This window comes from Accumulibacter sp. (assembly GCF_036625195.1).
GTDB lineage: Bacteria > Pseudomonadota > Gammaproteobacteria > Burkholderiales > Rhodocyclaceae > Accumulibacter.
The window spans coordinates 60,881-75,548 of sequence record NZ_JAZKUG010000001.1; the positions used below are offsets into that span (position 1 = coordinate 60,881).

A 14,668-nucleotide genomic window follows, 5' to 3' on the forward strand; every position below is an offset into this window, starting at 1 on the left:
GCGCGAGACAAGCGCCCCACAGCACGCGCCGCCCCCGGCGATCAGGGCACCAGCACCTCGATCCCGGGATGCCGCTCGCGGATCGCCGCCGCCAGCGCCCGCTTCGCGGATTCCTCGCCATGCACCAGGCGCACCTGCCGCGGCGGCCGGCGCATGCGGCCGATGAAGTTGAGGAGGTCCTTCTGGTCGGCGTGCGCGGAGTAGCCTCCGAGAGTGTGCACGGCGGCCCGGATCGGGTAGCGCTGACCATCGAGTTCGACATGGCCGCCTTTCGGGCCGTAGCGCTGGATGTCGCGGCCCGGCGTCCCCGCCGCCTGATAACCGGTGAACAGGATGTCGTGCCGTGGGTCGCCGAGCATCGCCTTGAGGTAGTTGACGATGCGCCCGCCGCTGCACATGCCGCTGGCGGCGATGACGACCACCGGCCGGGCGGTGCGCGCCAGGTACTCGACGGCGCGCAGGTGGGTGGCATGGTCGTCGATGGTGGTCAGTTGCTCGAAGTCGAGCGGATGGCGACCGGCGGCGAGCTTGCGGCGGGCTTCGGCGTCCCAGTGCTGGCGCAGCTGCATGTAACCATTGGTGAAGTCGGCGGCGAGTGGCGAATCGACGATGATGTCGAGGTCCTCCCAGCGGACCCCGGGAGCGGCGGCGCGCTGGCGGTTGCGGTGGATGATCTCTTCGAGTTCGTAGAGCAGCTCCTGTGTGCGGCCGATGCTGAAGGCGGGGATGAGCAGTGCCCCCTTGTTGCCGAAGGCGTGTTCGCAGACCGCCTGCAGCCGCTGCCGGCGGTCCCGCCGGCTGTCGTGGCAGCGGTCGCCGTAGGTGCTCTCGAGGACGACGACGTCGGCCGCGTAGGGTGACTGCGGCGCCGGCAGCAGGGGCGTGTGCGGCGCGCCGAGGTCGCCGGAGAAGACGATCCGCTGCCGCTCGCTGCCCTGTCGCAGTTCACATTCGACGTAGGCCGAGCCGAGGATGTGGCCGGCCGGCGAGAGCTTGACGCGCAGCTCGACCTCGCCGTCGACGACCGTCTGCCATTCCTTGTACGGCAAGGCGACGATCTGCCTGCGGATCTGCTCGAGAAAGCGTTCGGCGAGCGCCCGCTCGCGCGTGAAGCCGACCTTGATGGCATCCTCGAGAACCAGCGGCAGCAGCTTCGCCGATGCCTCGCTGCAGATGATCGGCGCGCGGTAGCCGGCGGCGAGGAGATGCGGCAGGCGCCCGACATGGTCGATATGGACGTGCGTGACGACCAGGGCACGCACCCGAGCGACCGGGAAGTTGACCGCGAGGCGCTCGGCGCTGGCGCCCTCGCGCGAGGTCTCGGCACCCTGGAAGAGACCGCAGTCGATCAGCAGCGACTGCCCGTCAGCGAGACTGAGCTGGTGGCACGAGCCGGTGACGCCATCGACCGCGCCGTGGTGGCTGATGCGCCAGGCCGGCAGCGGCTCAGCGTTGCAGGAAGTCGGCATAGGCCTGCCGCAGGCCCTCTGCGAGCCCGATCCCGGCGCGGCAGCCGAGCGCGTGCAGCCGCGAGACGTCGAGCAGCTTGCGTGGGGTGCCGTCGGGCTTGCTGGGATCGAACTCGATGCGGCCGCCGTAACCGACGACCTGCGCCACCGTTTCCGCCAGTTGCCGGATGCTGAGATCCTCACCGGTACCGACGTTGATGTGCGACAGCATCGGTTGCGTGTGGGCGTCGTAGCTCGCCTTGTCGAGGTTCATCACGTGCACGCTGGCGGCCGCCATGTCGTCCACATGGAGGAACTCACGCTTCGGCGTGCCGGTCCCCCAGAGCGTCAGGCAGGGTGCCAGACCGGCATTGCTGGTGCCGTGCAGCTGTTGCCGCAGTTCGTCGGGGATCGGGCCGTTGCGCGCCTCGTCGCGCGCGATTCCCGGCCAGTCGTGTGCCGCCGCCAGCTTGGCGAGATGCAGCTTGCGGATCATCGCCGGGATGACATGGCTGTTCTGCAGGTCGTAGTGGTCGCCCGGGCCGTACAGGTTGGTCGGCATGACGCTGCGGTAATCGGTGGCGTACTGCCGGTTGTAGCTTTCGCAGAGCTTGATGCCGGCGATCTTGGCGACGGCGTAGGCTTCGTTGGTTGGCTCGAGGGTGCCGGTGAGCAGCGCGTCCTCGGCCATCGGCTGCGCCGCGAGCTTGGGATAGATGCAGCTGCTGCCAAGGAAGAGCAACCTGCGGACGCCGGCACGCCAAGCCTGGTGGATGATGTTGGCCTCGATCATCAGGTTCTGGTAGATGAACTCGGCCGGGTAGGTATTGTTGGCGTGGATGCCGCCGACACGGGCGGCGGCGAGATAGACCTGCTCGGGCTTCTCGCTGGCGAAGAACTGGCGCACTGCGGCCTGGTCGGTGAGATCGAGTTCGGCGTGGCTGCGGGTGATCAGGTGCGGTTGCCCCTGGCCCTGCAGGATGCGGACGATCGCCGAGCCGACCATGCCGCGGTGGCCGGCGACGTAGATGCGGGGTTCAGTCATCGTCGTCGGCCGTCATTCGTGATGATCGAAGGTCTGGAATCCGGCGAGCTTGACCATCGCATCGCGCCGCGCCGAGCTGTAGTCGGCGAGGACCATTTCCCGCACCAGTTGCTGCACGCTGGTGGTCGGCGTCCAGCCGAGTTTCTCGCGCGCCCGCGTCGGATCGCCGAGCAGCGTTTCGACTTCGGTCGGCCGGAAATAGCGCGGGTCCACGCGGACGATGACGTCGCCGGGCTTGACCTTGGCGCGCGTGCCCTCGACCCGGCTGACGATGCCCACCTCATCGACGCCCTCGCCCTCGAAGCGGACGCCGATTCCGAGTTCGGCGGCGGCGAACTCGACGAACTGGCGAACGCTGTACTGCACGCCGGTGGCGATGACGAAGTCCTCGGGGTGGTCCTGTTGCAGCATCAGCCACTGCATCTCGACATAGTCGCGGGCGTGCCCCCAGTCGCGCAGGGCACTGAGGTTGCCGAGGTAGAGGCAGTCCTGCAGCCCGAGCGCGATGCGCGCGATGGCACGCGTGATCTTGCGCGTGACGAAGGTTTCGCCGCGCACCGGACTCTCGTGGTTGAACAGGATGCCGTTGCAGGCATAGATGCCATAGGCTTCGCGGTAGTTGACGGTGATCCAGTAGGCGTAGAGCTTGGCGACCGCATACGGGCTGCGCGGGTAGAACGGCGTCGTCTCCTTCTGCGGTATTTCCTGGACGAGGCCGTAGAGTTCCGAGGTGCTCGCCTGATAGAAGCGGGTCTTCTTCTCGAGGCCGAGGATGCGGATCGCCTCGAGCAGGCGCAGGGCGCCGATGCCGTCGGCGTTGGCCGTGTATTCGGGTTCCTCGAAGCTGACTGCGACGTGGCTTTGCGCCGCCAGGTTGTAGATCTCGTCCGGCTGCACCTGCTGGATGACGCGGATCAGGCTCGTCGAGTCGGTCAGGTCGCCGTGATGCAGGATGAAGCGGCGGTCCTGCTCGTGCGGATCCTGGTACAGGTGGTCGATGCGGTCGGTGTTGAACAGCGAGCTGCGGCGCTTGATGCCGTGAACCTCGTAACCCTTGGCGAGCAGGAGCTCGGCGAGGTAGGCGCCATCCTGGCCGGTGACGCCGGTGATCAGGGCAATCTTCTTCTGCACGGTCATGCTGGTTCTTCTCCTCAAGGTCGGGTTGGAGTCTGTCAGGGCACCCATTCTGCCGTCACCCGGCGATTCCGGCGCGGGACTATATCACGCCAGGGTGAGGTGGGCGGCCGGTACGGCGACCGGCTTCTCGCGCCCGAGCAGGCTGAGCATGACGGTGACGCGCTCGGCGGCCACCGCCGAGACGATGCCCGACATCCCCTTCAGCGGCCCGTCGGCGATGTCGACCGTGTCGCCGGCACGAAACGGCGTGCGCCCCGCCGCGACGGCGCCCGCCTGCTTGTCGACGAGCGCGCGCAGCGCCTCGATGATGGTTTCGTCGAGGGTCGCCGGCTGGTTGCCGAAGGTGACCAGTCCGCTGACCCCGGGCGTGCTGCGGATCGGCGCGATGCTCTGGCCGCTGCGGCCACAGCGCAGGAAGCAGTAGCGCGGGAACATCACCTGCTGCTGCGGCCGCCAGCCGTCCTTCGCCTTCTCCCAGCGCGTCAGCAACGGCAGGAAGACGTCGTAGCCCTGCTCCTCCAGCTTGCGCAACGCAAACGCCTCGCGTCGCGGCTTGCAGAAGCAGACGTACCAGGAATTGTCGGGAGGTGCGGTGAGTGACACGCGTTGTCGGCCGGCAGGGCGGTCTGCCGCCAGACGGCGCAGAACCGCGTGGGGAAGGAGTCAAACAGCCAAACGGCAGGACGAAGTATCCCCGCAAATCGCACCGCCGGTCAATTCGCCTGCCGCTGCGGCAGCCTGAAACATTTGCTAACGCCAGGCGAGCGCAACGAGCCGCTGGCAATGCGGCGGAATCGGTCGCGGGCTGGCTATACTAGCGGCCGATGAGCCCCCTGCCCTTTCGCCAACCGGCGAGCGTTGCCCACTCTTCCGCCACCGCCCGGTACCGCCTCGTCGTCGCCGGCCTGCTCGCGCTTCTCAGCGCCGAGTTGCCGGCGTTCGAGCTCGGCGATCCCTTCGCCACCCGCGACATCACGCCCGAGCGGCCGGCACTGCGCATCGACGGCCGCGCCCTGCCGTGCCAGCTGCCGGCGGCGGATGCGCCCTACGGCATCGTCGAGGCGGTCGACCTGGCGCTGTGCCGCAACCCGACGACGCGCGAGATCTGGTCCGCGGCGCGCATACAGGCGGCCGACGTCGGCCTGGCGCAGGCCGAGTTCCTGCCGACCATCGATGGCCGCGCCACCGCCAGCCGCGTCCGTGTCGACTCGCGCAGCGCCAACCAGCGCAACGCCTCATTGACCCTGTCGTGGCTGCTCTTCGACTTCGGCGCCCGCTCGGCCAACCTCGAAGTGGCGCGGCAACTGATGCGCGCCGCCACCTCGACGCTCGACGCGGGCGTGCAGACGGTCTTCCTCAACGCCATGCAGGCCTACTACAACGCGCAGGCGGCGCGGGCGGCGGTCGCCGCGGCGATCGAGTCGGAGAAGGCGAGCCGCGAGAGCCTGAACGCGGCGGAGGTCCGCTATCGCGTCGGCACCGGCACGCCGGCAGACCGGCTGCAGGCGCAGACGGCGGCGTCGCAGGCGACGCTGACCCGCATCCGTGCCGAGGGCGTGCGCGAAAACAGCCTCGGGCGACTGGCCAACGTCATGGGACTCGATGCCAACCAGCCGCTGCGCCTCGACGACCCCCCGTCGGCGAAGCCGGACGAGCGTTTCAGCGATGACGTCGCGGCGCTGATCGGCGAAGCACGCCTGCGGCGGCCGGACCTGCAGGCGGCGGAAGCGGAGTACCGCGCCAGCGTGGCCGGCATCGACTACGCGCGTGCGAGCGGCCTGCCGACTCTGTCGCTCGGTGCCGGCCCGAGCTGGGAGAACATCGGCGGCGTCTCGGCGAATGCCAGCTCGATCGGCCTGACGATCAACCTGCCGTTGTTCTCGGGCTTCAACACCACCTACAACGTGCGCGCCGCGCAGGCGCGCAGCGACGTCGCCGGCGCGCGCCGCGACAACGTCCGCCAACAGGTGGCGCTGGAGGTCTGGGAGTCCTGGCAGAGCCTGAATACCGCGACGCAGACGCTGCGCACGACCGCCGACCTGCTGGCCAGCGCCGAACATTCGGAGCGCGTCGCCCTCGGTCGCTACAAGGCCGGCGTCGGCAACATCCTCGACGTGCTCAACGCGCAGAGCGCGCTCGCCAACGCCCGCCTGCAGCGGGTGCAGGCGGCGCTCGACTGGCACGTCTCGCGCGCCACGCTGGCCCGCGCACTCGGCATCCTCGACGGCCAGTTGCTGTCATCGACCCCCAGCCGGCAGGACGAAGCACGATGAAGATTTCCGCCCGCAAACCCCTGCTGCTCGTCGCCGCCGCCGCGCTGGCCGCCGGCGCTTTCTGGTGGTACCGCCAGAGCGGCAGCGAGTCGCTCGAACAGCGCTACAAGCTGCAGACCATCGAACGGGGTGACATCACGCAGACGGTGTCGGCCAACGGCACGCTGAATCCGATCGTGCTGGTCAATGTCGGCACACAGGTTTCCGGCACCGTCACCAGGCTTTACGTGGATTTCAACGACCAGGTCGAGAAGGGCCAGGCGCTGCTCGAACTCGACGACCGCCTGCTCGCCGCACAGGCCCGCCAGTCGGCGGCGAACGTGCTCAATGTCGCCGCCGCGGTCGACCTGGCGCGAGCCAACGAGGCACGCCTGCAGGCGCTCTTCAAGGAGGAGTATGTCTCGCGGCAGGAACTCGAACAGGCGATCCAGGCACGCCGCTCGAGCGAGGCACAACTGGCGCAGGCGAAGGCGGCGGCCGACAAGGACGAGGTCAACCTGCGCTACACGACGATCCGCTCGCCGGTTTCGGGCGTCGTCGTCGACCGCGTCGTCGACCTCGGGCAGACGGTTGCCGCCAGCCTGCAGACGCCGACGCTGATCAAGATCGCGCAGGATCTGTCGGAGATGCGCATCGACTCGAGCTTCGCCGAGGCCGACATCGGCAAGATTCGCGAGGGACAGAAGGTGCGTTTCACCGTCGACGCCTTTCCCAATCGCAGCTTCCACGGCGAAGTGCAGCAGATCCGGCTCAACCCGACGACGCAGCAGAACGTCGTCACCTACAACGTGCGCGTCTCGCTGTCGAACCCGGACCACATCCTGTTGCCGGGAATGACCGCCTACGTCAGCATCGGTGTCGCCAGCCGGCAGGACGTGCTGCTGGTGCCGAACGCGGCGCTGCGTTTCAAGCCGGCCGACGGCAACGGCGCCCGCCCACCGACGGCGGCGGGCAGTGGCCAGCGACCGCCCGGCGAGGGTCCCGCGCGCAAGCGCGAGGCCGCCGCCAGCGGCACCGTCTATCGCATCGAGCAGGGCGCACTGAAGCCGGTCAGCGTGCAGCTCGGCATCACCGACAACCGCAACACCGAGGTCGTCGGCGGCGAGCTGAAGGCCGGCGACAGCGTGGTCGTCGGCGAGAACGTCGCGACGCCGAGCGGCAAGCCGAGCAGCGTCGGGATGCGGCTGTTCTGATGCCCGGGGCAGTCATCCGGACGGTCGGCCTGGGCAAGACCTACCAGACCGCGGCCGGTTCGTTCGCTGCCTTGAAGGGGGTCGACCTGAGCATCGCCAGCGGCGAGTTCGTCGCCATCATGGGGCCTTCCGGATCGGGCAAGTCGACCTTCATGAACCTGCTCGGCTGCCTCGACACACCGAGCAGTGGCGACTACTTCCTCGTCGGCAGCAACGTCGCCCACCTCAGCCGGGATGAACTCGCCGCCCTGCGCAACCGCTGCATCGGCTTCGTCTTCCAGGGCTTCAACCTGTTGCCGCGCATGAGCCTCGAGGACAACGTCGCGCTGCCGCTGGTCTACGCCGGTTGCCGGCGCGACGAACGGCGGCAGCGGGCGCGGCGCGAGCTGGCGCGGGTCGGCCTCGCCGACTACGAAAAAGCGCGACCGAACCAGATCTCGGGCGGCCAGCAGCAGCGGGTGGCGATCGCCCGCGCACTGGTGAATGCGCCGCAACTGATCCTCGCCGACGAGCCGACGGGCAACCTCGACAGCCACACCAGCGCCGAGATCATGGGCCTGTTCACCGACCTCAACCGGCAGGGGATCAGCATCGTCCTCGTCACCCACGAAGCGGACATCGCCGCCTGCGCCGCCCGCCAGGTGCGTTTCCGCGACGGCCAGCTGGTCAGCGACGAGCCGACCCGGCAGGAGGCGCCATGCTGAAGGCGATGCTTGGCGAAGCCTGGCAGGCGATGGGCGCCAACCGACTGCGCAGCGGCCTGACGATGCTCGGCATGGTGATCGGCGTCGGCTCGGTGGTGCTGATGCTGGCCATCGGCCAGGGTGCGCAGTATTCGGTTGCGCAGACGATCAGCACGATGGGCAGCAACCTGTACATCGTCATCTCCGGCTCGACGAGCGCCGGCGGACTGCGCAGCGGCAGCGGCGGCGGGCCGACGTTGACCATCGCCGACGCTGAGGCGATCGCCGAGCTCGACGGCGTCGCCAACGTGGCGCCGGTGCAGCAGGGAACGCAGCAACTCGTGCACGGGCCGAACAACTGGAGCGCGACGGTCGTCGGCACGACGCCACCGTACCTCGATGCGCGCGCATGGACACTGCAGAGCGGCTATCCCTTCGGCGATTCCGACGTGCGCGCGGCGACGCGCGTGGCGTTGATCGGGCAGACCGCGGCCGACAACCTGTTCCCCAACGACGATCCGCTCGGGCAGACGGTGCGCATCCGCCAGAGCCCGTTCGTGATCATCGGCGTCCTCGCCCGCAAGGGCCAGAATCTCGACGGCCGCGACCAGGACGATACGCTGATCATCCCGCTGACGACCGCGCAGCGGAAGGTTTTCGGCAACCCGTTTCCCGGCTCGGTGCGGATGATCATGGTGCAGGCGGCGTCGGCCGAGGCGATGCCGGCGGTCGAGGCGGGCATGGTCGCGCTGTTGCGCCAGCGGCACCGCCTGCGCGAGGGACAGGACAACGACTTCTACCTGCGCAACCTGGCGGCGGCCGCCGACTCGGCAGCCGAGACGACGCGCGTGATGTCGCTGCTGCTCGGCGCGATCGCTTCCGTGTCGCTGCTCGTCGGCGGCATCGGCATCATGAACATCATGCTCGTCTCGGTCACCGAGCGGACGCGCGAGATCGGCATCCGCATGGCGATCGGCGCCCGCCAGCGCGACATCCTGGCGCAGTTCCTCTTCGAGGCGTTGATGATCTCGGTCGCCGGCTGCCTGATCGGGCTCTTCGTCGGCGTCGGCGGCGCGCTGCTGACGAACGCGCTGACCGACATGGTGATCGTCATCTCCGGCACCTCGGTGCTCGTCAGCTTCGCCGTCGCTGCCGGTGTCGGCGTCTTCTTCGGCTACTATCCGGCCCGCCGCGCCGCCGCGCTCGACCCGATCGAGGCACTGCGCCATCAGTAGCCGCAGCGGGCGCGACGCAGGCTACAATCCGCCCATCCCCACCACAGCGAGTCCATTCCCATGCCCATCTACCTTCTCGGCAGCCGCCGCCCGCAGCTCGACCCGCAAAGCTGGGTCGCCCCCAACGCGATCGTCATCGGCGACGTCCGCCTGGCGAAGAACGCATCGATCTGGTGGAACGCGACGGTGCGCGGCGACAACGATCCGATCAGCATCGGTGAGGACAGCAACATCCAGGACCAGTGTGTGCTGCACACCGACGAGGGGGTGCCGCTGACGATCGGTCGCGAGGTCACCGTCGGTCACCTGGTGATGCTGCACGGCTGCACGATCGGCGACGGCTCGCTGATCGGCATCGGTTCGGTGCTGCTCAACCGGGCGGTGATCGGCCAGGGCTGCATCGTCGGCGCCAACACGCTGATTCCCGAAGGCAAGGTCTTTCCCGACCATTCGCTGATCGTCGGTTCACCGGGCAAGGTCGTGCGCCAGCTCGACGCCGACCAGGTCGCGCGCATCCGCCTCAGCGCGGCGCATTACGTGCACAACTGGCAGCGTTACCAGAGCGAACTGCAGGCGATCTGAGCCACCCGGCGGCGGCGAGCGATCGGCGGAGGCCATTCTTGCTGCACCGCAAGAACTTTTTTTGATTCTGATCTGAATCAAAAAAAAGCCTTCGCGGCCGATTTAGAGTGTGCGCCTGAAGCACGATCGGGCGGCCGCCTGCGGCAGCTTTTCGCATGCCGCCCGGGCTGCTTGCCAACCCGGAGCGACCCGCCTACATGAACATCTCCAGCGTGCTGGTGCACGCGCTCCCGCACGCACTGCCCGAGGTGCAGGCGGCGCTGTCGGCACTCGCCGGCGTCGAGGTGCACGCCGTGACCGAAGAGGGTCGCCTCATCGTCACCATCGAAAGCGATTCGCTGCAGGGCAGCAGCGAACTCTTCACCCAGATCAACCAGCAGCCGGGAGTGCTCTCGGCGTCCATGGTCTATCACCAGTTCGAACCCGACACCGATAAGGAAGCCTGAAATGAAACTGAGCCTGACCCGTCGTGACTTCATCAAGAGCCAGGCGGTTGCCGCCGCCGCCAGCGTCGCCGGCATCAGCGTTCCCGGCCTGGTGCAGGCGGCCGCGGCGAAGGCGGATGATGGCGTCCGCTGGGACAAGGGCGCCTGCCGCTACTGCGGCACCGGCTGCGGCGTTCTCGTCGGCACCCGGAATGGTCGCATCGTCGCCACCCAGGGCGATCCGGACGCGCCGGTCAACAAGGGGCTGAACTGCATCAAGGGTTACTTCCTGTCGAAGGTCCAGTATGGCAAGGACCGCCTGACGACACCCCTGCTGCGCATGAAGGACGGCAAGTTCGACAAGAATGGCGAGTTCACGCCGATCTCCTGGGAGCAGGCCTTCGACATCATGGCCGACAAGTGCAAGGCGGCGATGAAGAAGGGCGGCCCGCGCAACATCGCCATGTTCGGCTCCGGCCAATGGACGATCTGGGAGGGCTACGCCGCCGCCAAACTGATGAAGGCGGGCCTGCTGAGCAACAACATCGATCCCAACGCGCGCCACTGCATGGCGTCGGCGGTCGCCGGCTTCATGCGCACCTTCGGCATCGACGAACCGATGGGCTGCTACGACGACATCGAACACGCCGACGCGTTCGTTCTCTGGGGTTCGAACATGGCCGAGATGCACCCGATCCTCTGGTCGCGCGTCACCGACCGTCGGCTGACCGGCAAGGACGTCAAGATCCACGTGCTCTCGACCTTCGGCCACCGCTCGACCGAACTCGCCGACAACGAACTGATCTTCAAACCGCAGAGTGACCTGGCGATCCTCAACTACATCTGCAACCACATCATCCAGAACAACGCGGTCAACCAGGACTTCGTCGCCCGCAACGTGAACTTCAAGAAGGGTGTCACCGACATCGGCTACGGCCTGCGGCCGAACCACCCGCTCGAGAAGGTGGCAATGAACAACGGTTATCCGGGCGAGGACGGCAAGCCGAAGGGCAACCCGAACAATGCCAGCCCGATGAGTTTCGACGAGTTCAAGGCTTTCGTCGCCGAGTACACGCTCGACCGGGCGCACGAACTCTCGGGTGTGCCGAAGGACAGGCTGGAGGCACTGGCCCGGGCTTACGCCGATCCGAAGGTCAAGGTCACCTCGTTCTGGACCATGGGCTTCAACCAGCACACGCGCGGCACCTGGGTCAACAACATGGTCTACAACGTGCACCTGCTGGTCGGCAAGATCTCGGAACCCGGCAACAGCCCGTTCTCGCTCACAGGACAGCCCTCGGCCTGCGGCACGGCGCGCGAGGTCGGCACCTTCTCGCATCGCCTGCCGGCCGACATGGTGGTGATGAATCCGAAGCACCGGGAAGCCTCCGAGAAGGTGTGGAAGCTGCCGGCGGGAACGATCCCCGACTGGATCGGCGCGCACGCCGTCGCGCAGAGCCGCCTGCTCAAGGACGGCAAGATCAACTTCTACTGGACGACGACGACCAACAACATGCAGGCCGGTCCGAACGTCAATGACGAGATCTTCCCCGGCTGGCGCAATCCGGACAACTTCATCGTCGTCTCCGACGCCTACCCGACGGTGTCGGCGATGTCGGCCGACCTGATCCTGCCCGCGGCGATGTGGATGGAAAAGGAAGGCGCCTTTGGCAACGCCGAGCGCCGCACGCAGTTCTGGCGGCAGCAGGTGAAGGCGCCCGGCCAGGCACGCTCGGACCTCTGGCAGTACATCGAGTTCTCCAAGCGCTTCACCACCGACGAGGTGTGGCCGGCCGCCCTGCTCGAGAAGAATCCGGAGTACAAGGGCAAGACGCTCTACCAGGTGCTGTTCGCCAATGGCCAGGCCGACCGGTTCCCGCTCAGCCAGACCTACAAGGGATTCGACAACGACGAGTCGAAGGCGCTCGGCTTCTACGTGCAGAAGGGTCTGTTCGAGGAGTACGCGGCGTTTGGCCGCGGTCATGCGCACGACCTCGCCGCCTTCGACGTCTACCACAAGGCGCGCGGCCTGCGCTGGCCGGTGGTCGACAACAAGGAAACGCTGTGGCGCTTCCGCGAGGGCTACGATCCCTACGTGAAGAAGGGTGAGGGCGTGAAGTTCTACGGCCATCCCGACGGCAAGGCGGTGATCTTCGCCCTGCCCTACCAGCCGGCGGCCGAGATGCCCGACAAGGACTACGACCTCTGGTTGTGCACCGGCCGCGTGCTCGAACACTGGCACACGGGGTCGATGACCCGCCGCATTCCCGAGCTCTACAAGGCGATGCCCGATGCCTGGCTGTACATGCATCCGGACGATGCGAAGAAGCGCAACCTGCAGCGCGGCGACGTCGTCAAGCTGAGCACCCGGCGGGGCGAGATCCAGGTGCGGGTCGAGACGCGCGGGCGCAACAAGCCGCCGGTCGGCCTGGTCTTCGTTCCGTTCTTCGATGAGCACCGGCTGGTGAACAAGCTGACGCTCGACGCCACCTGCCCGATCTCCAAGGAAACCGACTTCAAGAAGTGTGCGTGCAAGGTGGTCAAGGCCTGAGTGACTGCGGGCCGCGGCGGCGCCAGCGAAACAATCAGGGAGTGCCCGGGCGGGCGGATCATTGCCCGCCCAGCGGCTGCCCGGGTTTCCTGCAGCGCCCGCTGCAACCGCCATGCCCAGGTAGCCCATAGCCATGTCGAGGACCTCCGACCAGCCCCGTCAGCGCGGGGCAAGCGCATCCGGCAGCGACAGCACGCGGTCGCCGGCGCGTCGCCAGTTCGTCTTCGATACGGCGCGGCTGCTCTGCGGCGTCGGCATCCTCGGTCTCGGCCTCGCCGGCTACCAGCGCAACGCGCTGGCGCGACCGCCGCTGGCGATCCGTCCGCCGGGCGCCGGCGCCGAAGAGGACTTCCTGGGTGCGTGCATCCGCTGCGGCATGTGCGTGCGCGACTGTCCCTACGACATTCTCGCGCTGGCGAGACCGGAGTCGCCCGTCGCCAGCGGTACGCCGCACTTCACCGCGCGCAGCGGGCCGTGCGAGATGTGCGAGGACATCCCCTGCGTCAAGGCCTGTCCGACCGGTGCCCTCGACCATTCGCTGACCGACATCAACCAGTCGCGAATGGGGCTCGCGATCCTCTCCGACCAGGAGACCTGCCTCAACTTCCTCGGCCTGCGCTGCGACGTCTGCTACCGCGTCTGCCCGGTCATCGACAAGGCGATCACGCTCGAACTGCGGCCCAACACGCGTACCGGACGGCACACGATGTTCATTCCGACGGTGCATTCCGAGCACTGTACCGGCTGCGGCAAGTGCGAGAACGCGTGCGTCACCGAGGAGGCATCGATCAGGGTGCTGCCGGCGCCCCTGATCAAGGGATCGCTCGGCGAACACTACCGCCTCGGCTGGGAGGAGAAAAGGAAGGCCGGCGGTCACTCGCTGGTCGAGGAGCGCGGCATCGTCGACCTGCCCGACCGCCTGCCCGATGGAATGAAGCTCGACGGACACTTCGATCCGGGCAGCGAACGACTGCCCCCGGGGATGCCGGGAAGCGGCGATGCGCAGCTCATTCCCAGCCTGCCGCCCGGCCTCGGTGGTACGGCGCCGACAGGCAACGGCGGCGCCACGGCGGCAGGCAAGGGTGCCGGCGGCAGGACGCTGCCGATGGAGGCCGGGCGATGAACGGCCGTCGCGCCGGTGCCGAAGCGGTGGCGGAAAAGGGATGGCTGGCAGCGCACCGATGGCTGCTGGCCAGGCGCTTGTGCCAGGTCGCGATCCTCGCCCTCTTCCTCGTCGGTCCGCTGGCCGGAATCTGGCTCGTCAAGGGCAATCTCGCCTACAGCCTGACCCTCGACACGCTGCCGCTGACCGACCCCTACGTCCTGCTCCAGTCCCTGCTCGCCGGCCACCGGCCGGAAAGACTCGGGCTGATCGGCGCGGCGATCGTCCTCGCCTTCTATCTGCTCGTCGGCGGTCGCGTTTACTGCTCGTGGGTCTGCCCGCTGAATGCGGTCACCGACCTCGCCGGCTGGCTGCGTGACCGCCTCGGCATCCGCGGCAGCGCGCACGTCGCGCGCAGCACCCGCTACTGGATCCTGGCGATGACGCTGCTGCTCGCGGCGCTCAGCGGCAGCATCGCCTGGGAACTGGTCAATCCGGTGTCGATGCTGCAGCGCGGCCTGATCTTCGGTCTCGGCGCCGCCTGGATGCTGGCTCTGGCGGTCTTCGTCTTCGATCTCTTCGTCATGAGCCGCGGCTGGTGCGGCCACCTCTGTCCGGTCGGCGCGTTCTACAGCCTGCTCGCCAGGTGGAGCCCGCTGCGCGTGACGGCCGCGAAGCGCGCGGCGTGCAACGACTGCATGGACTGTTTCGAGGTCTGCCCGGAACCGCAGGTCATCCGCCCGGCGCTGAAGGGCGCCGGCCAGGGACGCGGACCGGTGATCCTTGCCGCCAACTGCACCAATTGCGGGCGCTGCATCGATGTCTGCTCGAAGGACGTCTTCGCCTTCGGGCCGCGCTTCAACAATCACCCCGACGACGGCGCGCAGCCGGCAGCGCCGTCGTCGACCGCCGCCAGCTGAAAGCCGGGTAATCACCGCCAACAGAGCCCGCATGCCAATCCGTCGCAACGCCTGCAACCATCCCTTGAAGTGGA

At 67.9% G+C, this 14,668-nt stretch carries 13 protein-coding genes; 9 read left to right on the forward strand and 4 right to left on the reverse strand.

Features of this window, described 5'->3' with window-relative positions; translation table 11 throughout:
* Positions 1-41 precede the first annotated feature (41 nt).
* The 4 genes from V5B60_RS00325 to nusG form a co-directional block, all read right to left on the reverse strand.
* Positions 42-1,469: an MBL fold metallo-hydrolase gene (locus V5B60_RS00325; protein WP_332345070.1), complete on the reverse strand. Its 1,428-nt coding sequence runs from the start codon at positions 1,467-1,469 to the stop codon at positions 42-44.
* Positions 1,447-2,493 carry a GDP-L-fucose synthase family protein gene (locus V5B60_RS00330; protein WP_332345071.1) on the reverse strand — a complete coding sequence of 349 codons (1,047 nt, stop codon included), beginning with the start codon at positions 2,491-2,493 and terminating at the stop codon, positions 1,447-1,449. Before V5B60_RS00330 ends, V5B60_RS00325 begins: the two co-directional genes overlap by 23 nt.
* A 12-nt stretch (positions 2,494-2,505) precedes the next feature.
* Positions 2,506-3,630: a GDP-mannose 4,6-dehydratase gene (gene gmd / locus V5B60_RS00335; protein ID WP_332345072.1), complete on the reverse strand. Its 1,125-nt coding sequence runs from the start codon at positions 3,628-3,630 to the stop codon at positions 2,506-2,508.
* Positions 3,631-3,714: 84 nt separating this feature from the next.
* Positions 3,715-4,233 carry a transcription termination/antitermination protein NusG gene (gene nusG, locus V5B60_RS00340; RefSeq protein ID WP_332345073.1) on the reverse strand — a complete coding sequence of 173 codons (519 nt, stop codon included), beginning with the start codon at positions 4,231-4,233 and terminating at the stop codon, positions 3,715-3,717.
* Positions 4,234-4,454: 221 nt separating this feature from the next.
* On the opposite strand from nusG, the gene V5B60_RS00345 reads away from it, so the two are divergent.
* The 9 genes from V5B60_RS00345 (at position 4,455) to napH (ending at position 14,594) form a co-directional block, all read left to right on the forward strand.
* Complete coding sequence (locus tag V5B60_RS00345; protein ID WP_332345074.1) at positions 4,455-5,903, forward strand: TolC family protein; 1,449 nt, start codon at positions 4,455-4,457, stop codon at positions 5,901-5,903.
* Complete coding sequence (locus V5B60_RS00350; protein ID WP_332345075.1) at positions 5,900-7,096, forward strand: efflux RND transporter periplasmic adaptor subunit; 1,197 nt, start codon at positions 5,900-5,902, stop codon at positions 7,094-7,096. Before V5B60_RS00345 ends, V5B60_RS00350 begins: the two co-directional genes overlap by 4 nt.
* Positions 7,096-7,800 (forward strand): ABC transporter ATP-binding protein, encoded by a 705-nt coding sequence (locus V5B60_RS00355; protein WP_332345076.1) that lies wholly within the window; start codon positions 7,096-7,098, stop codon positions 7,798-7,800. The genes V5B60_RS00350 and V5B60_RS00355 overlap by 1 nt, the downstream gene beginning before the upstream one ends.
* Complete coding sequence (locus V5B60_RS00360; RefSeq protein ID WP_332345077.1) at positions 7,794-9,014, forward strand: ABC transporter permease; 1,221 nt, start codon at positions 7,794-7,796, stop codon at positions 9,012-9,014. Before V5B60_RS00355 ends, V5B60_RS00360 begins: the two co-directional genes overlap by 7 nt.
* Before the next feature lie 60 nt (positions 9,015-9,074).
* Positions 9,075-9,596, forward strand: a complete 522-nt coding sequence (locus V5B60_RS00365; RefSeq protein WP_332345078.1) for a gamma carbonic anhydrase family protein — start codon at positions 9,075-9,077, stop codon at positions 9,594-9,596.
* 155 nt (positions 9,597-9,751) lie between these two features.
* Positions 9,752-10,042, forward strand: coding sequence for a chaperone NapD (locus V5B60_RS00370; RefSeq protein WP_332345079.1), 291 nt, complete (start codon positions 9,752-9,754; stop codon positions 10,040-10,042).
* A 7-nt stretch (positions 10,043-10,049) separates the two neighbouring features.
* On the forward strand, positions 10,050-12,572 hold the full coding sequence (gene napA, locus V5B60_RS00375) for a nitrate reductase catalytic subunit NapA (RefSeq protein ID WP_332350360.1): 2,523 nt from the start codon (positions 10,050-10,052) through the stop codon (positions 12,570-12,572).
* A gap of 133 nt (positions 12,573-12,705) precedes the next feature.
* The gene (napG, locus tag V5B60_RS00380; RefSeq protein WP_332345080.1) at positions 12,706-13,695 is read left to right on the forward strand and encodes a ferredoxin-type protein NapG; all 990 of its coding nucleotides are present in this window, start codon (positions 12,706-12,708) and stop codon (positions 13,693-13,695) included.
* On the forward strand, positions 13,692-14,594 hold the full coding sequence (napH, locus tag V5B60_RS00385; RefSeq protein WP_332345081.1) for a quinol dehydrogenase ferredoxin subunit NapH: 903 nt from the start codon (positions 13,692-13,694) through the stop codon (positions 14,592-14,594). Before napG ends, napH begins: the two co-directional genes overlap by 4 nt.
* Positions 14,595-14,668 lie beyond the last annotated feature (74 nt).